This is a genomic window from Psychrobacter sp. CX16, from assembly GCF_057396245.1.
Genome location: NZ_JBXYJF010000018.1, coordinates 38,209 through 61,142 on the forward strand (window position 1 = coordinate 38,209; position 22,934 = coordinate 61,142).

Annotated in this window: 18 protein-coding genes; 10 read left to right on the forward strand and 8 right to left on the reverse strand. The window is 42.2% G+C overall.

Features of this window, described 5'->3' with window-relative positions:
- The first annotated feature begins 218 nt into the window (after positions 1-218).
- Both AC2SLM_RS08100 and AC2SLM_RS08105 read left to right on the forward strand, forming a co-directional pair.
- Positions 219-2,636 (forward strand): site-specific recombinase, encoded by a 2,418-nt coding sequence (locus AC2SLM_RS08100; RefSeq protein ID WP_486553112.1) that lies wholly within the window; start codon positions 219-221, stop codon positions 2,634-2,636.
- Between the two features lie 312 nt (positions 2,637-2,948).
- Positions 2,949-3,683: a glucose 1-dehydrogenase gene (locus AC2SLM_RS08105; protein WP_486553113.1), complete on the forward strand. Its 735-nt coding sequence runs from the start codon at positions 2,949-2,951 to the stop codon at positions 3,681-3,683.
- 123 nt (positions 3,684-3,806) lie between these two features.
- On the opposite strand, the gene AC2SLM_RS08110 is transcribed toward AC2SLM_RS08105, so the two are convergent.
- The 3 genes from AC2SLM_RS08110 to pdxA all read right to left on the reverse strand — a co-directional run bounded on the left by AC2SLM_RS08110 (position 3,807) and on the right by pdxA (position 6,928).
- The gene (locus tag AC2SLM_RS08110) at positions 3,807-4,643 is read right to left on the reverse strand and encodes a symmetrical bis(5'-nucleosyl)-tetraphosphatase (RefSeq protein WP_486553114.1); all 837 of its coding nucleotides are present in this window, start codon (positions 4,641-4,643) and stop codon (positions 3,807-3,809) included.
- Between the two features lie 144 nt (positions 4,644-4,787).
- Positions 4,788-5,663 carry a 16S rRNA (adenine(1518)-N(6)/adenine(1519)-N(6))-dimethyltransferase RsmA gene (rsmA, locus tag AC2SLM_RS08115; protein ID WP_486540763.1) on the reverse strand — a complete coding sequence of 292 codons (876 nt, stop codon included), beginning with the start codon at positions 5,661-5,663 and terminating at the stop codon, positions 4,788-4,790.
- A 71-nt stretch (positions 5,664-5,734) separates the two neighbouring features.
- On the reverse strand, positions 5,735-6,928 hold the full coding sequence (gene pdxA / locus AC2SLM_RS08120; protein ID WP_486553137.1) for a 4-hydroxythreonine-4-phosphate dehydrogenase PdxA: 1,194 nt from the start codon (positions 6,926-6,928) through the stop codon (positions 5,735-5,737).
- 584 nt (positions 6,929-7,512) lie between these two features.
- Between pdxA and dnaB the strand changes: the two genes are divergently transcribed.
- The 3 genes from dnaB (at position 7,513) to AC2SLM_RS08135 (ending at position 11,290) form a co-directional block, all read left to right on the forward strand.
- On the forward strand, positions 7,513-8,955 hold the full coding sequence (gene dnaB, locus AC2SLM_RS08125; RefSeq protein WP_486553115.1) for a replicative DNA helicase: 1,443 nt from the start codon (positions 7,513-7,515) through the stop codon (positions 8,953-8,955).
- 277 nt (positions 8,956-9,232) lie between these two features.
- Positions 9,233-10,267 (forward strand): threonine aldolase family protein, encoded by a 1,035-nt coding sequence (locus tag AC2SLM_RS08130; RefSeq protein ID WP_486553117.1) that lies wholly within the window; start codon positions 9,233-9,235, stop codon positions 10,265-10,267.
- A gap of 222 nt (positions 10,268-10,489) precedes the next feature.
- On the forward strand, positions 10,490-11,290 hold the full coding sequence (locus AC2SLM_RS08135; RefSeq protein ID WP_486553119.1) for an enoyl-CoA hydratase/isomerase family protein: 801 nt from the start codon (positions 10,490-10,492) through the stop codon (positions 11,288-11,290).
- A gap of 160 nt (positions 11,291-11,450) precedes the next feature.
- Here AC2SLM_RS08135 and AC2SLM_RS08140 read toward each other — a convergent pair whose 3' ends face one another.
- Together AC2SLM_RS08140 and acnB are read right to left on the reverse strand one after the other, a co-directional pair.
- A complete protein-coding gene (locus AC2SLM_RS08140) occupies positions 11,451-12,647 on the reverse strand; it encodes an aminotransferase-like domain-containing protein (protein WP_486553121.1) in 1,197 nt (398 codons plus the stop codon).
- Positions 12,648-12,885: 238 nt separating this feature from the next.
- Complete coding sequence (gene acnB / locus AC2SLM_RS08145; RefSeq protein ID WP_486553123.1) at positions 12,886-15,489, reverse strand: bifunctional aconitate hydratase 2/2-methylisocitrate dehydratase; 2,604 nt, start codon at positions 15,487-15,489, stop codon at positions 12,886-12,888.
- Between the two features lie 538 nt (positions 15,490-16,027).
- On the opposite strand from acnB, the gene lipA reads away from it, so the two are divergent.
- From lipA to AC2SLM_RS08170, 5 genes are all read left to right on the forward strand, one after another.
- Positions 16,028-17,080, forward strand: a complete 1,053-nt coding sequence (lipA, locus tag AC2SLM_RS08150) for a lipoyl synthase (RefSeq protein ID WP_486540777.1) — start codon at positions 16,028-16,030, stop codon at positions 17,078-17,080.
- Between the two features lie 277 nt (positions 17,081-17,357).
- Positions 17,358-18,281 (forward strand): alpha/beta fold hydrolase, encoded by a 924-nt coding sequence (locus AC2SLM_RS08155; RefSeq protein WP_486553124.1) that lies wholly within the window; start codon positions 17,358-17,360, stop codon positions 18,279-18,281.
- Positions 18,282-18,462: 181 nt separating this feature from the next.
- Positions 18,463-19,284 (forward strand): 2,3,4,5-tetrahydropyridine-2,6-dicarboxylate N-succinyltransferase, encoded by an 822-nt coding sequence (gene dapD / locus AC2SLM_RS08160; RefSeq protein ID WP_486553126.1) that lies wholly within the window; start codon positions 18,463-18,465, stop codon positions 19,282-19,284.
- A 223-nt stretch (positions 19,285-19,507) separates the two neighbouring features.
- Positions 19,508-20,245: a 7-carboxy-7-deazaguanine synthase QueE gene (gene queE, locus AC2SLM_RS08165; RefSeq protein ID WP_486553128.1), complete on the forward strand. Its 738-nt coding sequence runs from the start codon at positions 19,508-19,510 to the stop codon at positions 20,243-20,245.
- Positions 20,246-20,401: 156 nt separating this feature from the next.
- Positions 20,402-20,728: a multidrug resistance efflux transporter family protein gene (locus tag AC2SLM_RS08170; protein WP_486553130.1), complete on the forward strand. Its 327-nt coding sequence runs from the start codon at positions 20,402-20,404 to the stop codon at positions 20,726-20,728.
- Between the two features lie 6 nt (positions 20,729-20,734).
- On the opposite strand, the gene AC2SLM_RS08175 is transcribed toward AC2SLM_RS08170, so the two are convergent.
- The 3 genes from AC2SLM_RS08175 to AC2SLM_RS08185 form a co-directional block, all read right to left on the reverse strand.
- Positions 20,735-21,379, reverse strand: a complete 645-nt coding sequence (locus tag AC2SLM_RS08175) for a TetR/AcrR family transcriptional regulator (RefSeq protein WP_486553132.1) — start codon at positions 21,377-21,379, stop codon at positions 20,735-20,737.
- A 187-nt stretch (positions 21,380-21,566) separates the two neighbouring features.
- Positions 21,567-22,253, reverse strand: a complete 687-nt coding sequence (gene lolA / locus AC2SLM_RS08180) for an outer membrane lipoprotein periplasmic chaperone LolA (RefSeq protein WP_486553133.1) — start codon at positions 22,251-22,253, stop codon at positions 21,567-21,569.
- Between the two features lie 446 nt (positions 22,254-22,699).
- On the reverse strand, positions 22,700-22,934 hold a 235-nt coding region (locus AC2SLM_RS08185; RefSeq protein ID WP_486551188.1), incomplete at its 5' end, for an integrase core domain-containing protein.

The following is a 22,934-nucleotide window of genomic DNA, read 5'->3' on the forward strand; positions in this document are numbered from 1 at the left end:
GATTAGGCCTAAAAACCGGCTTAGTAAAGAGACAGTCCTTAGGGGGCTGTCTTTTTTTTCTGTTTTTATAAGGCAGCTAAAACAAACTAATTAAGGTAACAAAAAGAATGCATTGTCATGACTTCTTGCAATTTCGCCGCTGCTAACACACTAAAAGGATTGTATTTATCTATGGATTAAGATAACTTTCCCATATCTGAATGAATAAGGGCTATTAAGTGACAGACCTAAACAACATATTAAGTAAGATCAATGCTTTGCGTGATACGCCAGAGCCATACGTACTTAAAAAGCTGATTGATCACTTACGTGTCTCTGAAGCTGAGAACAAAAAAGATCCTGATCTCGCCAATCAGCAGATTTGCGAATTAAATAAGATACTCAAGAAGAATCCTGAGTACGCTAGCGGTTTGGCGGTATTTATCTTAACCCTGCTCAATCAGTATCACCGTATGTCCTTATTCACTGATACGGGTATTTTGTCTGATCACAGCTTCTCAAGTAGCTTAATGCGTCTGATTGGGCATAGGTTTATTCCCCTTTTGCCAGAAGATGACTCTATTGTTGAGTTGGTTAATTACCTATTTGACGGCAAACATGACGAGCGCTGGCTCGGTAGCGTGGATGAATCATTGTGGGATGAGCTTGTTGACCTGATTATGGTTGATGATGCGCATATTAGGCTTGTCGCCACTGCCAAAAATAATATTCTCAATGCGATGGTGATTCTCTCTTATCGTATTAACGGCATCGGCCTACATCCTGATTTGATGAAAGCTTATCCGCAAATGCTCGACTATTCCGCTTCATTTGTGGCGCAAAACCAAGAAGCGGTTTTATTTGTGAATGAATACCGTGCCGCACATCAGCTTGATGATCACAAAGATGTGATGCCACCAAAAGACGTTAATCCTGCACCGCTACTGGTAATGATTGAGCAGTGTGATGACATTGTCACTACCATCCGTAAGCGTATTTATAAAACCGGCATCTCCATCCGTCTGACCAATATGTTGCTGCGTTTGGAGCAAAGTCTAAAGCGAATGCGTATCTTAAGTGAGCTGCTTGCGGATAATCATAAAAATCGTGATAAGGCCCTTATCGAGCTGACTCAAGCCATTATTATTAGCGTAAAGCGCCGTTATAGTATTGGCTATTTAATTGATAACAATACCAAGCTGTTATCACGTAAAGTCACTGAAAACTCAGGGCGTGTGGGTGAGCATTATATTAGTACTGACAAATCAGGCTATTATAAAATGTTCAAAAAGGCCGTCATTGGTGGTCTCATTATTGCCTTTATGGCAACTATCAAGATTTTGTCATACGATTTAGACCTTGCGCCTATGAGCCGTGCCTTTGTCAATAGTATGATTTATGGCTTAGGCTTTGTGTTTATTCATATTATTCACGGTACGGTTGCTACCAAGCAGCCTGCCATGACGGCTGCAGCCATTGCCTCAACTATATCCGATGGCTCTGGTAAAAAATCTCGTCAATTGGCCAAACTCTCTGAATTGATGGTGGATATTATGCGCACCCAGTTTGTGGCAATTATGGGTAACGTGCTCATTGCCATGCCATTAGCACTAATTATCTCTATAGTTTGGATGCTAGTCACTGGTAATCCTATGATTAATATGGATAAGGCCGAGCATTTATTACACGACCTCGATCCGTTCCATTCGCTTGCCCTATTCCATGCTGCCATCGCCGGTGTGTATTTATTTATGGCTGGTTTGATTGCCGGCTATTATGATAACTTGGCTATTTTTAACAATATTGGTGAGCGTATTGCTCGTCATAAGTTGTTATTAAAAACCATGCCCAAACGTTGGCCTGAACGCCTTGGCAAATTTGTCGAGGGTAATTTAGGCGCGATTATGGGCAACTTCCTCTTCGGTGTCTTCCTAGGCAGTACCGCCACCGTGGGTTATATTTTTGGTCTACCGCTCGATATTCGCCATATCGCCTTTGCCTCTGCAAACTTCGCTCATGGCTTGTTTAACATCCCCGAGGAGAGCTTTAGCTTTGCACTGGTGGCGATATCGTTACTGGGCGTGCTACTCATTGGCTTGATTAACTTATTGGTCAGCTTTGCACTTGCCATGCTTGTGGCGCTACGTGCTAAAGGTGTACAAGCCTTTGAATGGCGACATATTCTCAAGCTGTTGTATACCCACTTAATCACTCAGCCGCGCGACTTTTTCTTACCACGCCCTGAGCCGATGAAGTATTCGCGAATTGACAGTCACGGTTATATGATTCATGAAGATATCAGCAAGCCTAAGAAGAGTGGCCCTTCTCCAACGAGCTTTGCCGTACGTCGTCTGTCTGATATCAATGTGATGCCAGAGGGTACCGCCATTGATAGCAAGCGTATTGATGAGCTCGCCCAAAAGAATGACTTTAATAATAAGCTGACCGACCCAAATGGTTCTGAACAGGTCACTGAGAAGAAGGTCGTGGTCTTAAGTGATGATTTAAGCGATGTGTCCTTTGAGCCCAATATTCAAGAATCTGAGACTCATAGTGAAACAATCTCTGATTCAGAAGTCTCTAAAAAAGACGATAAAACCAAGAATGCTAAGACGCCTTTACCTAAGCCGAAAAAACCACCTAAGCTACCTGAATAAATAGCGAATAGCATTAGTGGTTAAATGGACTGGTAAGTAAATAGAATGAGCAGGCTTATAAGTAAGTCTGCTGTTATTTTTTAAAATAGTCCGCTTAACTAAAGTTCAAATCAGGTAGCAGTTCACCTTTGTTTATCCAAACCCAACAAACAATAACACAAGAATTAGGGATTTGAACTAACATCAATACACTATGTTTTTATATATTATCTGGGTCTTTTATGGCGCTTTAGCGCACCGACGTTCTAATAAAAACTATGCTAAAACATATGTGGTTAATAATATAAAAATGAATAATAAAAGGAGAGCAATATGGCTCGTTTACAAGACAAAGTAGTCATCATTACTGGTGCGGCTCAAGGTATGGGCGAGACCCATGCCCGCCTTTGCGTAACTGAGGGTGCAAAAGTTGTATTAACTGATATTAATACTGATAAAGGTGACAAACTAGCAAAAGAGTTAGGTGATAATGCGTTATTTATCAAACATGATGTGACCAATGAAGATGACTGGGATTCGGTCGTTAAGCAAACAAAAGAGACCTTTGGTGGTATTGATGTACTGGTCAATAATGCGGGTATCACTATGGCAAAATCTTTACTTGATACCTCATTAGAGGACTATCGACGTATTCTTGAGATTAACCAAGTGTCGGTGTTTTTAGGAATAAAAGCGGTTGCCTCTACTATGAAAGAGGCAAAGAAAGGCTCAATTATCAATATCTCTTCTATTAATGGCTTAGTCGGCGGTGCTATTGGGTATACTGATTCAAAATTTGCTGTACGTGGTATGAGTAAAGCCGCTGCTTTAGAGCTAGCGCCACATGGCATTCGTGTAAACTCAGTGCATCCAGGTGTGATTGCGACGCCAATGATCATGCAGGGCGATACCAAAGACTCCGTTGAGAAGTTCGCTAAAAGTATTCCTCTACAACGCGTGGCAGATCCAAAAGAAGTCAGCGGTATGGTACTGTTTTTAGCCTCTGATGACTCAAGTTACTCAACGGGTTCTGAGTTTGTTGTTGACGGTGGTTTGACGGCCCAATAAACACATTCAATGACTGTCTATAAGTGACTAGCGACTGATAGATAATTTATATAAAAAGGCACAGAGTTTATTTTGTGCCTTTTTATATATTAGCCCTATCGATAAGCTAAGATAATTCTAGGTTTAATCCCCAGTGCATCCCTCAGAGGTGCTGATAATCTTGCCATCGCTTAAGCGATACGCCACCATACAATTTCCCCAAACACAGCCACCATCTAATGCTCTGGCATGTGGCAAATCGATCTCAGCTTTTAAAGCCGCCCAATGCCCGAACAATATCTTACGCTCGCGCGGCACTTGCCATTCAAACCAAGGTCTAAAGCTATCTGGCATCTCATCGGTTAGGCTTGATTTAAAGCTAAATTCTAACGACCCATCTTGCTTACACAAGCGCATACGGGTGAAATAGTTGGTAATCGCTCGAATACGCGTAAAGCCATGTAGACTATCTGACCAAGCATCGGCCTCACCGCTATAAAGGTTCGGCAAGACTCTATCTAGCTGATGCAAACTACTTGATAACTGCACCTCAACTTCACGCGCATATTGATGCGCCTGTTTGATGGTCCAATGCGGCGGTATGCCGGCATGAACCAGCACCGTATCCTTATCCGGAAACGCCATAATAGGCTGATGACGTAACCAGTTTAACAGCTCTACACAATCTGGTGCCTCTAAGATAGCTTCCGTTTTGTCTTTCTTTTTTAGCGGAGCAAAGCCGCGCCAAACTGCGATAAGGTTAATATCATGATTGCCAAGTACTGTGCTTGCCGCACCTTGTTCGCACAACATTTTCACATGCCTCAGTGTGGACAAAGAATCTTCTCCGCGTGCGACAATATCACCAACAAACCACAACTTATCTTGCTTCGGATCAAACGCGAGCTTATCTAACAAATCGAGATAAGAGGCATAACATCCTTGTAAATCTCCGATCACATACTCGGCTCTATAAGTCATATAACCCCTCAAATTAAGTTTAAAATTAGTTTTTATCTTAAATGCCCATTCCCTTAACTATTTACCCTGTTTTGTCACTGCGCCATCTTTGACACTGCCCTTGCCCTGACCTAGTTTTCAGATGACTTGGCCAACTCAAACGACTTACTGCGTTTTTTCGATAACCAAATTGGTCAACTCAACAAACTGCTTCACGTCTAAGGTCTCTGGACGTGCATTGCCATCAATGCCTATGGTCGCTAAATCTTCATCAGTGAGCGTCGGCATGAGTGATGACTGTTTAAAAATAGCCCGTAAGGTTTTACGGCGGTGATTAAAGGTCTCTCGAACCACTAAGGCAAATAGCTTTTCATCAGCTGCTTGTACTGGTTTTTGTTGATGCGGACGCAATCTAAATACCGCACTGGTGACTTTTGGTGGCGGATTAAATGCCCCTCTTGGCACCGTTAGCAAATACTGAGTTTCACAAAAGTATTGCATAATTACCGATAGACGGCCATAAATTTTACTGCCAACATCAGCGGTAATACGTTCTACCACTTCTTTTTGCAGCATAAAATGCATGTCTTCAATAATATCTGCATAATCAAGCAGTTTAAACAGTAGCGGCGTCGAAATATTATAAGGAAGATTGCCCACCACACGCAGTTTTTTAGGATTCTCGCTGTCCGCATCATATAAGCTGGCGTAATCGAAATTCATGGCATTGGCAGTAATAATATCGAAATGCTCATGGCTGTTAGCACCAATACGGATACGCAAACTACTGGCTAAGTCGCGGTCTAGCTCAATGACGGTCATAGCATCGACTTGCTCAAGCAGTGGCTCAGTGAGAGCGCCCATACCAGGACCAATCTCAACCAAATTATCATCTCTATTTAAATTAATCGAGTCAACAATTTGACTAATGATGCTTGAGTCATGCAAGAAGTTTTGACCAAAACGCTTTCTGGGTTGATGCTTTGCACTGCGTTTTAGGGTGGCATCTAGTGGATGCTTTGAAGAATCAGATTGGGTCATAAATTAATAACTATCAGTAGGGAAAAACCTTAGTTTAGCACAATTTAGCGGGCTACTTCTCAACAAGGCTACTACAAAATCCTTGCTTGGGCACTGGCCATCTCATCCGCCATTTTAAGCGCTTGCCACAAGCTACTACTACTTGCCTGCCCCTCACCTGCCGTCTTGCCTGCCAAGTCTAATGCTGTACCATGATCGACTGAGGTGCGAATATACGGCAGCCCCAATGTCAGATTGACGGTATCGCCAAATCCGTGTGACTTAAGCACTGGCAGCCCTTGGTCATGATACATGGCAATCACTGCATCGCAGTCTTTTAAATGACGGCTGGTGAACAAGGTATCGGCCGGCATGGTGGAGGAGATATCATGGCCCTCCTCTTGGAACTCACGTAGCACAGGATTGATGATTTCAATCTCCTCCCTACCTAAGTATCCGTCTTCACCAGCATGAGGATTGAGTCCGCAGACCAAGACACGCGGATGTATCAGCCCAAACTTGCTGTTTAAATCATCGAGTACAATCTGTACTGTTTGCCTGACGTTTTCTGGCGTTACCGCATCCGCAACTTCTCTTAGCGGCAAATGAATGGTCACTAGCGCTACCTTCATTACGGTATTTGCTAGCATCATCACCACTTTATCACAGCCACTTTTTTGCATAAAAAACTCAGTATGACCGGTAAACATACTGCCGTCATCTAGTGTTAGCCCCGCCTCTATCAAGATAGATTTTTGAAGCGGCCCGGTTACGATAGCTGCTGCGCCACCACGATAAGCCAAAGCATGCGCTAAACTAAGTTGCTCAATCACCATATCGGCATTATTAACATCAAGCTTGCCTGCCACAACCGGATTACTGCAAGGTACATCAATCAAATAAAAGCTTGGCTTTTGTAGGTATACAGTTTTTGAATCATCATCTAATTTGTCTGATTCATTTAAATGGGCATGGGCTGCTAACGCTTGATGTAAATAATCGGCAGGATTGTCCGCAGCTGATATCTCGTTAATAGTTGCAATACGTTGCCAACCATTCGTAAGCTTTGAGATATTTTCTGCGCCATATATTTGAATAGCACGTTCTTTTAACGCTTTTTCATCCGCCAGTACAATGATGTCACGCTGCAAGCTATCGAGAGCTTTTTGCTCTGCAAGCTGTAATAAGATATCCATACCAATGCCCGCAGGCTCACCGGTCGTTAGGACAATCGGTAAAGCAGATTTTGATGTGGCTGTATGTGGCTGCGGTGCACTATGTGGCATAGAATTTGTGTCATTAATGCTATGACTGGCCTGCGTTTTAATTGCTGTCATTGTGACCCCAGTGTCTTCAATTATTATGTGTTATTTGTCATTCGTTTCGATGCAATGTGATAAACTTTATATAAAGAAGCACTCAAGAATTTGATAGCGCCTAGTAATAATAGCATTAGAGATTTGCATCCTATAAATCTCACTTCTCATCTAAATACTTGGCATTCATGGGTATGCTATAAATAGACGTTTATCTCAATAAACCTTAACCTGTAATGCGTTTTCATTCAAACCTTAATTGCAGGTTGTTGCCTTGAATAAGTTACTTTCTATTTCGATGACCTATTTAACTCCTTATATTTATGACTCACTTTCTCATATTAATATTTCAAACCGCCTTTTTAAAGAAATTTAGATAACGCTTTAGCATAAGACAGATAGTTTTAATACGCACGCTTTAAAATGAATGTACGGCAGATTAGCTGCCAAAGCCCCTAACACCAAACCTTTATTATTAAACCAACTCGAACAGATTAATAAGGACGCAGTTATCCTTGCACACATATCTAACCATTGATTAAGACTTGATAACTATGGCAGAGAGTAAGAAAAAAACAGATAGCAAGCAAGAGAACAACGATGTGGGGTTAACCGACCTGCTTAGCCAGCAGCCGCCACACAATATCGATATCGAAAAAGCATTGATTGCCTCTTTGATGAGTATTGAAGAGTCTTTTGATAGAGTCTCTGATATCGTTTCAAAAGATGACTTCTATGCCGGTCGCCATCAGCATATTTATACCGCGATTTCGCATTTAGCATTAGCCGGTGAACCCTATGATACAGTGATGGTCCATGACTGGTTAAGCTCTCAAAAGTTGCTAAAATCGGCTGGCGGCGAAAGCTACCTTGCTGATATCTTGACCCAAAGCCCAGGCACGCTGTTTAACCTAACCGCTTATGCACAGCGTGTGCGTGAGTTATCTACCCTGCGCCAACTCATTACTGCAGGTAACGAGATGCTGGCCCTTGCCTACGATCCAAGAGAGCGCGGCGTGAGTGACATCTTGGACACAGTTGAGTCTAAGATTTTCGCCATTAATGAGCAGCATAATAAGCGTGCCGAGCAGCGCGGCCCAATGGAGGTTAGCTCCGTACTGGTCAACGTTGTCGAGCAAATGGATGAATTAAAGCGCAATCCTGATGGCATGATTGGTTTAAAAACGCCCTTTACTGAGCTTAATAACAAAACTCAGGGTTTGCAGGCAGGCGATTTAATTATTGTTGCTGCCCGCCCGTCTATGGGTAAAACCACTTTTGCGATGAACTTAGCAGAGGGCGTATTATTCCATGAGAATTTACCAGTTGTGGTGTTCTCAATGGAGATGCCCGCAGAGTCTATCGTGATGCGTCTGCTCTCTTCGTGGGGTCAGATTAACCAGACCAACCTGCGCTCTGCACAAATGAATGAAGATGAGTGGGCACGTATGATGAATGCCATCACTCATTTACAAGATAAGCATTTGTATATTGATGACAGTACCGCTCTACCGCCCTCAGAGCTGCGTTCACGCTGTCGCCGCATCGCCAAAAATCACGATGGCAAAATGGGCATGGTCGTGGTCGATTACTTGCAGCTAATGAAAGTACCGAGCTTAAGTGGTAACCGAGTGGAAGAGATTTCGGAGATTTCACGAAGCTTAAAGGCATTGGCGCGTGAATTAAACTGTCCGGTAATCGCACTATCTCAGCTTAACCGAAGTCTAGAGAACCGTCCTAACAAGCGCCCTATCATGTCGGATTTGCGTGAATCAGGGGCTATTGAGCAGGATGCCGATTTGATTACCTTTATTTACCGTGATGAGGTATATAACGAGAACTCTGACCTAAAGGGCGTGGCTGAAATTATTATTGGTAAACAGCGTAACGGTCCTATCGGTACAGTACGTCTTGCTTTTGAGGGTCAGTACACCCGATTTATTAACCTAACGCCAGAACATTATATGGCCGATGCTGCTTTTGAGAATGATGAGTAATGTCATCACTGTTTAGGAGTAAACTCGCCGTTAAACGTCAGGTTTTCTGTGATTCATACGTCAAAACGTATTTATTATGTAAGTCCTAAAGCCAATGGCCAGTTAGAATCGTCATCTGTTAAAAAGTTGCTTTATAATAATTACTTATTTATGGATAACCATTTTGACTATTTTGCGTAAAGGAGCTGCTTAACCCTGTGTTAGCAGCTCCTTTTAACTTTATCATTACTAGGGCTTGTTCACACACCCTATCAATAAGAGAGTTTAAAACTAAGTTATGTTTCACTTTTTAAACGACTATAGCGAAAGCGCCCATCCTAATATTATAAATGCACTACAAGATACTCATTTGCAGCAGCATAAAGGGTACGGATTTGATGACTATTCTGCGGATGTACGAAACACCATTCGTCAGCAGTTAAATAATGATGATATTGCCATTCATTTTGGTATCACAGGGACACAAGCTAACTTAGTCTGTATCGCTGCCATGCTAACGCCTATTGACGGTATTATTGCATGTAACACAGGTCATATTGCGGTTAATGAAGCTGGTGCAATTGAAGCGACCGGCCACAAGGTTATTTTGGCAGAGTCAAAAGACGGTAAGCTAACCGTAGAAGCGGTCGACACTATCCGTAAGCGTCATAGCTTCGCGCCTCATGTGGTGCGTGCCAAAGCGGTTTATATCTCTAACACCACTGAGCTTGGTACTGTTTATAGTTATGAAGAATTAAAAGCCTTATCAGACTATTGCCGTGCTAATAATATGTATCTATTCATGGATGGCGCACGGTTAGGTGCAGCGATTGCACACAGCCATACCAATCCAGATGCCCGCACTCTAGGTTTCGCAGAGTTTGCAGAATTGATTGATGTGTTCTGGTTTGGTGGTACGAAAATGGGCGCTATGTTTGGTGAGATTTTAATTATTCCTAACAAAAAAATCGCCACTGATTTTAATATTTATCTAAAACAACATGGCGGTTTACTGGCAAAAGGTTACTTATTAGCGCTGCAGTTCCAAGTGCTGTTAAAAGACAACTTGTATTTGAAACTATGCAAACATGCCAATGCGATGGCCGCCAAACTTGCTGAAGGTCTACAGCAAAAAGGACACAAGCTTTACGTGCCCGCTCAAAGCAATCAAGTCTTTGCCATTTTGCCGCATGCGCTTATTAGTACTTTAAAGCAAGAGTTTGATTTCTACGAGTGGGAAGAGCTTGATGATGGTCATAGTATCGTACGCTTAGTGACGTCGTGGGCAACTCCTGAAGAGCAGGTCGATCGCTTTATTCAGATGCTAAGTTAGTTAACATTTAGTTAATCCTTTGCTTTGATAACCAAAAATTTCTTTAGTAAACTGTTTTATCGTGAACTCATAACTTAGGGGCTATGTTAATCAGGGGCTATGTTAAATGGCCCCTAAGTTATGCTTCTTTATACTGGCATAATCATCACGTAGTAGCGATTTATCTTAGTACTATGCCAGTGCTCCCTGCCCTCTTCTCTCTCATTAGTTAGGATGCCACTTATGACCGAATCTCAAGATTTAGTGCTCTATAGCGTAGACAATCATATTGCCACGATTACTTTAAATGACCCTAAAAGCTTTAACGCCTTTAGCACGCCTTTGAAGAATAATATCCTAAAAGCTTTAGATGATGCCGGCGCTGATGATGATGTTCGAGTCATCATACTACAAGGTGCCGGCGGTAACTTCTCAAGCGGCAGCGATATCAAAGAGATGCTAGCAGGCGGCTTAGATAAAGAGGTTCTGTCAGAGAAAATCAAAGAGATGGTCGCTGGTGCCGGAGACGTTAGCCTAAAACTACGTAAAATTCATAAGCCTATTATTGCCAAGCTTGAAGGGGCCGTTATAGGCGAAGGCATGAACTTAGCCTTAACCTGTGATTTTCGTATTACCACGGATACCGCTAAATTTGTACAGGCGTTTGTTCATATTGGCCTAGTACCAGATGCAGGCGGAGTATATTTATTAAATCAATTGGTCGGTGTCGCTAAAACCACCGAGCTGATTATGCTGGGTGATAAAATTACAGCACAAGACATGGCAGATTTAAATCTAGTCAATGAAATGGTGAGCGCTGAAGAGATTGATGACGCTGTATTGAAACTGGCCAATCGTTTAAGTGCCATTCCAGCCAAATCGTTATCGACCATGAAGCATATGCTTAATACACACGCTTATTCAGGGCTGAATGAGGCGCTTGATATGGAAGTATTACAGCAAGTACGTATGGCACAAACTGATGACTTTTTGGAAGGTGTGACAGCTTTTATTGAGAAGAGAAAGCCGGTTTATAATAAATAAATCGCTTGTTGTCACTGATGCTTTAATTCGTTTAGTGGGCGTGTTTTAAAAGTACACCACTGAACAAATAAAGCTGAAAACGTAAAAAGAGCAGACTGATAATTTCAGCCTGCTCCTTTTTTTGTATACAATCTCTGTAACTTAACTCAAATGTCTCATTTTAAAAGTCAGCCTTTTGACGATAAGCATCAAGCGCACCTTTCAATCGCTTAACGCCTTCAATAATTTGATTATTATTAAGACTGGTAAAGTTTAAACGTACAAATTCTTGATAGCCGTCAGATAAGGCAAAAGCCTCCCCTGGTACAAAGGCCACATTCTCTTTAATTGCATCATTTAAAAATTCGATAGATGAGATACCCGGTATACGTACCCAAATAAACATACCGCCATAGCTAGGATAAATCTCAATCTCTTCACCCAAATACGTCTGAATTGCTTCAACCATGCACTTTTTTTTCTGAGCGTACGTAGTTTTAATCAAATCTATATGCGCATGCAAATCATAGTTTTCAATATACTCAAACAGAATGGCTTGTACAAATGAGTTAGTGTGTAAATCAGCTGCCTGTTTAGCAATCACCATCTTTTTGATAATCTCAGCCGGTGCAATCACCCACCCAAGCCTAAAGCCTGGTACGAATATTTTTGAGAATGAGCCCATATAGATGACATTCTCTGGCGCTAGCGCATAAATAGGTCTGGTTAATGTGCTGTCGCCCTCGAAGCGTAAAAATCCGTAAGGGTCATCCTCTAGCATTAACTTACCTGAACTCTTGAGCTGCTCAGCCACAGCTGCTTTTTTGGCTGCCGAGTAAGTCACGCCGGTGGGGTTTTGAAAGTTTGGAATACCGTAAAAGAACTTGGTCTCTGACTTGTTTAATACCTCACCAAGTTTCTCAACATCCACGCCATCTTGAGCCAATGGCACTTCAGCAAAAGCAGGACTGTACATTCTAAAAGCTTGAATCGCGCCAAGATAGCTTGGGCTTTCCATAGCGACCGTGTCTTGTGGATTAATAAATACCTTGCCCACCAAGTCTAAAGCCTGCTGCGATCCTGAAACAATCATCACTTGCTCTAAATCGACCTCTACGCCGTGATTTCTTGCAAATTCATCAGCAATCCATTGACGCAGACCGCTGTGCCCTTCTGTTGTCGAGTATTGAAATAACGACTCTTTATGTTTACCAAACATCAGATTTATAGCATCTTGGATATCTTGCTGCGGAAATAGCTCAGGGTCAGGCAAGCCACCAGCGAAAGAGATAATGTTTTTGTTGACGGTGAGCTTTAGTATTTCACGCACAAAAGATGGCTTAAGTTCGGTGATGACATCTGAAAATTGGTATGACATGGAGGTGACTCTCATCTATATAGTATGAAGGACAGGTATAATAATATGTTGAGTCACAGTATATAGACCACACACTTATCAAGTCCATAAAAACTGCTGTTTTGAGTGTTTATGTCTTGTGATTATTGCATTTATTAGCCCTTTGTCATTCATCGCTCATAGAAAAACAATAAAAAAGACCCCGAATCCTAATATACGAGGTCTTTTTTAGCTAAAAATTAACGCTTAGTTGGTCAACTTATGACAGTTGTGCCACATTAATTTTGTCTGCTTCTTCAGTATACTCTTCCATACGGTCGAAGTTCATGTAACGATATACTTCGTCACCCATGCTGTTTAGCATGCCAGCGTATTGCTGATATTCTTCGTTAGTAGGTAGTTTACCAAGTACCGCAGCAACCGCAGCAAGCTCAGCTGATGCCAGATATACGTTAGCACCTTGACCTAGACGGTTCGGGAAGTTACGAGTAGAAGTAGATACCGCTGTAGAGCCTGGAGCAATACGTGCTTGGTTACCCATACATAGTGAACACCCTGGCATCTCAGTACGTGCGCCCGCTTGAGCGTAAGTATTGTAATAACCTTCTTCCATCAATAGGCGTGCATCCATCTTAGTTGGTGGTGCAATCCATAAACGAGTTTTCAAGCTACCAGCAGGTACTTCTTGAAGTAGTTTACCAGCGGCACGGAAGTGACCGATGTTAGTCATACAAGAACCGATGAATACTTCGTCAATCTTGTCACCAGCAACGTCAGACAGTGTCTTAGCATCATCTGGATCGTTCGGGCAGCATAGAACTGGCTCATTGATTTGTGACATATCGATGGTCATATCGATTGCGTATTCTGCATCTTCGTCAGCACGCATTAAGCTTGGGTTAGCTAACCACTCTTCCATCGCTTCGATACGGCGGCTTAGCGTACGTGCATCGCCATAACCTTCAGAGATCATCCACTTAAGTAGCGTGATGTTAGACTTCAAGTACTCAGTCACTGACTCTTCAGATAGCGTAATAGTACAACCTGCAGCACTACGCTCAGCTGATGCGTCTGACAATTCGAACGCCTGTTCAACGGTTAAGTCTTCTAGACCTTCAATTTCTAAGATACGGCCGTTAAACTCGTTGATTTTGCCTTTCTTATCAACGGTTAAGTAACCTTCTTTGATCGCTTGTAATGGAATTGCGTGTACTAGGTCACGTAGAGTAATTCCAGGCTGACGTTCACCAACGAAGCGAACACGGACAGATTCAGGCATATCTAGTGGCATAACACCAGCCGCGGCTGCGAATGCAACCAGACCAGAACCTGCTGGGAATGAAATACCCATTGGGAAACGAGTATGCGAGTCACCACCAGTACCAACAGTATCTGGAAGAAGCATACGGTTTAGCCATGAGTGAATGATACCATCACCTGGACGTAAGCTTACGCCGCCACGGTTCATAATGAAATCAGGTAGTGTGTGCTGAGTTTCGACGTCAACTGGTTTTGGATAGGCGGCTGTATGACAAAAAGACTGCATTACTAGGTCTGATTGGAAACCTAAACAGGCTAAATCTTTAAGCTCATCACGTGTCATAGGACCAGTAGTATCTTGAGAACCAACTGTCGTCATCTTTGGCTCACAGTACATGCCTGGACGTACGCCTTCCATACCACATGCTTTACCAACCATCTTCTGAGCTAGGGTGAAACCTTTGTCAGAATCAGTAGGTTGTTCAGGCTTAGCGAATACGTCTGAATGCTCAAGACCCATGTACTCACGAGCACGATTAGTTAATGCACGACCAACGATTAATGGAATACGGCCACCGGCACGTACTTCATCAAGAAGGGTGTTTGAGTTAAGCTTGAACGTTGATAATACTTCATCAGAGTTATGCTTAGTGATTTTACCGTCGTGTGGATAGATATCAAATACATCACCCATATCGATGTTATCAACAGCAACGTTTTCGATAGGTAGTGCGCCTGAATCTTCCATAGTGTTATAGAAGATAGGAGCGATTTTACCACCTAATACTAGGCCACCAGCACGTTTGTTTGGTACGTTAGGGATATCATCACCCATTAACCAAAGTACTGAGTTAGTTGCTGATTTACGGCTTGAACCAGTTCCAACAACGTCACCAACGTATGCTAATGGATGGCCTTTGCCTTTAAGCTCTTCAATAAGCTTCATTGGACCACGTACGCCCTCTTCATCAGCTTGGATGCCGTCGCGAGAGTTTTTGTGCATTGCCAATGAATGAAGTGGAATATCTGGGCGGCTCCATGCGTCCTGTGCTGGTGACAGGTCATCAGTGTTGGTTTCGCCAGTAACTTTGAACGCTGTGTAAGTCAATTTTTGTGGTACTTCTGCACGGTTCAAGAACCATTCAGCATCTGCCCACGATTGAATGACTTCTTTCGCTTTCTCGTTACCCGCTTCTGCTTTTTCAGTCACGTCATTAAATGCATCAAAGACTAGCAGTGTTCTTTTAAGTGCTGTTGCTGCATTATCGGCAAGCTCAGCGTCGTCTAATGCCTCAACCAAAGGCATCACGTTGTAACCACCTTGCATGGTACCTAGGATATCAACAGCTTTTTTCTTATCGATAAGTGGAGACGTCGCCTCACCTTTTACGATAGCCGCTAAGAAGGCCGCTTTTACATAGGCTGCTTGGTCAACACCCGCTGGTACACGGTTAACCAACAAATCCATTAAGAACTCTTCTTCGCCCGCTGGTGGGTTCTTTAATAATTCAACTAAATCAGCAGTTTGATGCTCAGATAATGGAAGGGGTACTGTCCCTAGTTGGGCACGTTCTTCAACATGTTTACGATATGCGTCTAACACAATAAGCGTCCTCTTTGATAATTTTATGCAGGTTGGGTAGCATCCACAGGGACATCCACTGTGTCAATCAATCGATTGCAGTGAAATAGTGGGGCTGCCGGTACCTTGCAGGTGGGTTGAACTCTTTGTGCTAATATAGCGCAAAACGCTCAAAAAGTTAATCACGAAACTGTAAAGCGGTTGATAAGAAAGGCGATATCCGTTATTTATTTTAAAAATGGTAGTAATAGATTCAGGGCTGACAGCGTTTATATTCCACTGATCTTGTTTTTATATTGATTCACCTTATTTTAGAGAGTTTGGGAAATTAATATTAAACGATAACGATTAACCTATTCATTAGGGCAATTCGTTATTCAACATCTTTAATCAGAAATTTACTGATTTTAATTCATCTAAAAAGTAACGCCACTGCTACACACAGAAGAGTTGAATTGTCGGTGCCGAACTCAATATCTGCTATAATAGCCGCTATAAAACAGACACTTTTACAAACCAATAAACCCTAATACTAGTATGGGTTAGGACAGAATCGATTATGACAAACGCTGTAGAAACATTCGTTCCGGAAGCCAAACCGAAACCTAAAAAGGCAGTCAAGGGAGAGAAACTACGCGGATATGATAAAGTTGCGCGTATCCCAATTAAAGTTATCCCGACAGTAGAAGCGCCTAAGAAGCCAGATTGGATTCGCGTGAAGATGTCATCGCCGGCTGAAGTCGATCGCATTAAAAAGACGCTACGCAAACAAAAGTTATATACCGTTTGTGAAGAAGCAGCCTGCCCTAACCTGCCGCAGTGCTTCGGTGACGGTACCGCGACCTTCATGATTATGGGTGATATCTGTACTCGCCGCTGCCCATTCTGTGATGTGGCACATGGTCGTCCTAATGACTTAGATAAAGATGAGCCACGCCATACTGCCGAAACCATTCAAGGTTTGGGTCTGAAATATGCGGTAATTACTTCTGTTGACCGTGATGACCTAAAAGATGGCGGCGCGCAGCATTTTGTGGATGTGATTAATGAATCAAAAGCATTAAGCCCAAACTGCTTAATCGAAATCTTAGTGCCTGATTTCCGTGGCCGTATGGAGGTGGCTTTAGATTTATTAACTGAGACACCGCCAGATGTGTTTAACCACAACATCGAAACCGTGCCTCGCTTATATAAAGCGTTCCGTCCAGGCTCAGACTATCAGCATTCGTTAGATTTGCTTCAACAGTACAAAGCACGTCGTCCAGATATCGCAACCAAATGCGGCTTTATGGTTGGCCTTGGTGAAACCGAGGAAGAGGTTTACGCTCTGCTTGATGACTTAAAAGCGCACGATGTAGACATGATTACTATTGGTCAGTATTTGCAGCCAAGTAAGAACCATGCCCCAGTTGCGCGTTATGTGCATCCAGATGAGTTCCAACGTTATATGGACTATGGTAAGAAAATTGGCTTCTTTAGCATTTGGGCAGGCCCGATGGTTCGCTCAAGCTACTTCGCTGATCGTCAGTACTATGGTGAGGATTGCCCTGCACCAGTTCGTAGCAAAAAAGCACTGGCTGCAGAAGCGGAAGGTGTTAAATTTGGTTGTTAATAAAAACAGATTTGATTTATTTACTATGCGTTAATTTAGTTATTTATAACACTATAATATAATAATTAAATCTGATACAGCATAGCGTATGATTATAGATGCAGCCTGAGTGAAAATCGCTACCGCGTTGCTTCCACTTAGGTTGCATATTTTTTATTTCAGCCTCTTCACTCACGAGCTATTCTGATAAAAATAATTTTGATAAAAACTATTCTAATAACTATCCACTGAATTACTTAAACCGCTTTACTTAAAAAGCTACCTAAAAGGACTTCCCATGGCTAAGACCCTACTATCATCTGATCAAATTCATACGCTCAACCATACCTTTTATGAGCCAAAAAATAAGGTCAAAGCGACGCTGCTGATTGCCCACGGTATGGCAGAGCATAGTGGCCGGTACGAGCTATTCGCTCAGTATTTAGCAGACAATGGCATCGCTGTTTTGACCTATGATCATCTTGGTCATGGCCGCAGTATCGCCAATAGTGATGACCTGGGGTTCTTTGAGAAAAAGCATCCGGTACAGACCTTATTAAAAGATGTCATTATCATGGCCAATGCCTTAAAGAACCAATATACTGACGTACCGCACTTTATTATGGGTCATTCGATGGGCTCATTTATTATACGTAACACGCTACAAGTACACAGCCATGACTTTGCCGGCGCGATATTGATGGGCACCAGTGATAGCAATCCACTGGTTAAAGGGTTACTGCCTATTACTAAGGCCTTAAATAAACTGCAGCCAAGAATGACCAACTCTGTCTTCGCAAGAACCATGAATAAGGTGTTAAATAGTAAAATCAAAGATAAGTCATCAAATTCAGAGTATGCATGGATTACTCGTAATCCTGAAGCCACTGCCGAGTATGAAAGCGACCCACTGTGTGGTTTCGATTTTACCAACAATGGATTTTATACCTTATTTAGTCTTATGGATCAGGGGTTGAACAAACAATGGGCAGCCACTATCGACCATGATTTTCCAATGCTGTTTGTGAGCGGTGAAGAAGATCCGATTGGTAATATGGGCAAAGGTATTCGCAAACTTACCAAACGTATGAAAAAGCAAGGATTTACCCATATATCACAGCGACTTTACCCGTTAATGCGTCATGAGCCTTTACATGAGGCAGATAACGAGATGGTTTATCAAGACATTTTAGAATGGATAAATAATACTGCTAAAGCATAGGTTATTGACCCAAATTAAGTGATATCAAATACCAGTTTGCATCGCTATTATACGGGCATAGATAAGACCGGTTAGTACGGCTCTAAATTTGCTAAACCGTTAGAAATTAGCGACAATACGACAGGCACGATTATCGCCCTTAGTTGGATTAATTTTCACACTCATTTATTTGGATAAAAACATGTCACTAGAACAAATTATCGAACAAGCTTTTGAAAAACGCACTGACTACAGCCCAAGCACTATGCCACAAGACGTAAAAGATGCGGTAAATAACGTTCTTGAACAATTAGACAATGGCAGCTTACGTGTTGCTGAGAAAAAAGATGGCGAATGGGTTGTTAATCAGTGGGCAAAAAAAGCAGTGCTATTATCGTTTAGACTAAATGACAACTACCCAATGCAAACAGGTGAGCATCTACAGTTTTATGACAAAGTGCCGACTAAATTCGCTGATTGGACTGAGCAGCAATTTATCGATGCTGGCGTTCGTGTTGTCCCGCCTGCTGTTGCCCGCCGTGGTTCATTCATCGGCAAAGGCGTGGTATTAATGCCAAGCTACACCAATATTGGTGCATACGTTGATGAAGGTGCAATGGTTGATACTTGGGCGACCGTTGGTTCATGTGCACAAATCGGTAAAAACGTTCACTTATCAGGCGGCGTTGGTATTGGCGGTGTATTAGAGCCATTACAGGCCAACCCAACCATTATTGAAGACAATTGCTTTATCGGTGCGCGCTCTGAGATTGTTGAAGGCGTTATCGTTGAAGAAGGTTCAGTGATTTCAATGGGTGTATACATCGGTCAATCAACTAAGATTTATGACCGCGAAACCGGTGAAATCCATTACGGCCGTGTCCCTGCAGGCTCTGTTGTTGTTTCAGGCAGCCTACCTTCAAAAGATGGCTCTCACAGCTTATACTGTGCCGTTATCGTAAAAAAAGTTGATGCACAAACCCGCTCAAAAACCAGTATCAACGAATTACTACGTTTAGCATAATTGTTAAATGAGTCATTGTAGATAAAATAGACACTTAGGTAGCTTCTACCATATTCTGCCGTCTATGGTTGTCTTATAAACTAATACAACCTGATAATAAACAAGGTGCTTAGATAATTCTAAGCACCTTTATTCTTTACCACAGCTTTAATTTTCAGCGACCTATTTATAAGATATTCTCTGCTTGCTTAGCCAATCGCCAAATTTATCAAGGCATATTCTTATGACCCAAATCACGCCCCTTCGTAGCCAGTCTATTCCCGTTACCAACCCAGAAGCCGGTCTACGCATGACGGAGATTTTTTATTCTCTGCAAGGCGAAGCACTGTCCGCAGGCTTGCCGACTGTCTTCGTACGTCTGACTGGCTGCCCTCTGCGCTGTGTATATTGTGACACCACTTACTCCTTTACTGGAGGTGAGCGCTTATCATTAGATGCGATTATGGCGGAGATTGCACAATATCCTTGTAAGCGTATCTGCCTCACGGGCGGTGAACCACTGGCTCAGCCTAATGCCATCCCGCTAATGCAAAGATTGCTTGCTGACGGTTATGATATCTCATTAGAAACAGCAGGTGCTTTATCAGTCGCTGAGGTACCTGAAGCGGTCAGTAAAGTAATGGATATTAAGACGCCTAGTAGCGGCGAACAAGATAAAAACCTATGGTCAAACCTCGATTACCTAACTCAGCATGATCAGCTAAAGTTTGTGATTATGAATCACAGTGATTATGAGTGGGCAAAACAAAAGCTAGCTGAATATCAACTGGACAAAAAAGTAGGCACTGTTTGGTTTTCACCCATGTTTAATGTTCATGAGGATGCCACAGGCGATGTGGCCAATGTTGATGTGCCGAATTTAGCCCGTGAATTGGCTGAATGGATACTAGAGGACGCCTTACCTGTCCGCTTTCAATTGCAGCTACACAAAATTATTTGGGCGGATGCCAAAGGGAAATAATTAGCGCTACAATCAATTAAATCTATAATAAGTAGACCATCGAACCAAAGGAGTGATTCGTGATTAGGCTCATTTAATAACCTTACTTGCCAGTACCTTCTTTAGTTCGACCTATGTATTGAATGAGCTGATGAGTGCAGCAGGCGGTCATTGGTTTTGGTCAGTCAGTTGGGTAGTCTACCATTTTGGTTGTTGCTCGGTTTGGTTGTACGTCCAGAATTGCCAGACACCAGTCAAATTATTAGTATTGCATTGGTTGCGCTACTCCCTGGCGTCATCGCCACCAGTATATTTTTGTATGCGCGTGAGCAGGCTCAGACCTCAAGTGAGATGGCGGGCGTGGATGCGACGCAGGCCAGTGAAGTGGTTTTTGCTTTAATTGGCGGGATTGTATTACTAAACAACCCCTTTCCCTCAATGATGGGTATTATCGGTATTGTAATTATTATGATAGGACTGATGCTATTCGCCAAGGACGGCTAGTAGCGTCTATTTGGGCTGCTTGAAGATAGAGAAAATATACTCAATATGCTGATGAACAATCTCTGCTGAAAAAGGGTTTTTGCCAGAGATACGTGCAAACTGCGGCGCAAAGGTAAAAATAGAGTTGACTGCGCCGATAAAAATATAACGAATATGCAAGCTGTCGCCTTTAGGCATTAATCCATAGCGCTGTGCTTGCTTTAATAAATTAAGCTCAGAGTCTGCATTAGGGCGTATGTATTCATCCGTAAACCAGTTGAGGCGATCAGAATCTCCTTGATTGGCCTGCATCATAAAGCGGTGAAAATCAGGAAACTGAGCACTAAATTCAACATAATGCTTAAGCAACTCATAGACAACAACATCTTCTTCTACATCGCCAAGGGTCGAGATTCGCTTTTCGGACTCTTCGGTATAGGTCTCAAAAATCGCTTTTGCAGCCGCTTTCCATAAGTCCTCTTTACTGCCAAAGTGATGCGTAATAAGAGTATGGTTGACGCCCGCTCTACTGGCTATCGCACGGGTAGACACGCCCTCAAAGCCTGATGACGCAAACTCTTTTAAGGCTGCATCTAGGATTTTGCATTTGGTTTCTATCGAGCGCTTTTGCTCTGAGCGTTTATTTGAGCTGTTGTCTACTTTTTCAGTCATACTGTCCCCTATCTCATTGCTTGCTGATAAGTCTAATTCTATACCCTTATTATAAATCAAAAAACCCAAGCACTGGGCTTGGGTTTTTTACTATCCGGCTTATTATACGCTAACAAGTCCTGACTTGTTTAAATTAATTGTTTTAAAAGACAGTCAGGTTTGCACCTATAACTAAGCTAGGCCAAGATTACTGATCAATAACGTCAACACCTTTAGGGGGTGTGAATTTAAACTGGCTGCTAGCGATGTTATTGTTTACTTTCACATTGCTGAACTTAATAGAAGTTACTTGACCTAGCGAATCATTGAGTACCATCATCACAGGCTTACCACCGCTAAAACTAACTGCTAAGCTTTTGAAGTTACTGTCGCTAGATTTAGGGTATAGCACGTAATAGTTCTTACCGCCATTTGGCTGAGTAATCTTAAAGTTTTTCGCAATCTTGCTTGGGTCACCTGATAGTAATAAGGCAGGCGTGTTACCTAACTGCTGATCCGCATTCTGACGGGTCACTTGCTCTAAGTCTTTGTCATATACCCATAAGGCTCTACCGTCAGTCACAATAAGCTGCTCTGAAGGTGAGGTAATATTCCAACGGAAATTATTTGGACGCTGTAGACTCATATTACCTGAGAAGGTACCATTTTTTGCGCTAAGGCCGCTGTTATTGCTGCCTGAACCTTTCGTAGTTTGAGTAAAATTAGCAGTCATGCTTTTGGTGTTCTTAAGTAGCGCGTTTAGACGCTTAGCTGCGGTTAGATTGTCCGCTGCTGTTGCCGCTTGCGCTGCTTGTGATACAGCCACCATAGGTGCGCCTAATACCAATGCACCAGCTAGAGTCGTGCTCATCATTTTCTTTAAGATTGTATTCATAATCATTTTTCCTTTAAATTTAACAAGTATCCAAATAACAAGTCTTCAAATAAATAGTCGCTGATTGAGTCGCTAAATCTTATCTAATCGCTTATTGATTGGATTAATTATCATTCAAATTAATGGTGCTTAATGGGCTCTCTACAAGTCACCGTAACTTGTTGCACAGTGTGCCAGTTCTTTTATTACGTGACTAGACGATATTTGCAAAGAAAACTTCTCGCTTGTTACCCAGCTATCACACAACCCCCAATTCAATAGTTACTCACCTTTAATTTGTGAATTATCGTTTTTGTTTTTTATGGTTATGTGATTATTAGGCTTAAATAAAGTAGCTTCTATTATTTGGATCATCTATTTATACAATTTATACTTATACAAATGTCTCGTCCTAAAATAGGTTGATGATTTAAAACAAGCCAGATACCCCGTGTATCTGGTTTTTTCTATGCAGAACACCCATAACTTTGATGAAACTCGAAAGGCGTTCTCATATTCAAACTCAAATGCGGTCTCATATGATTATAAATATAAACCGACTCATCAACGAGCACTCTTAGCTCATCTAACGTATTACACTGATGAATTAAAAACTCATCCTTTAAAATGCCATTAACGCGTTCAGCTAAAGCATTTTGATAACAGTCATAGCCATCTGTCATAGACGGTCTAATGTTGTTC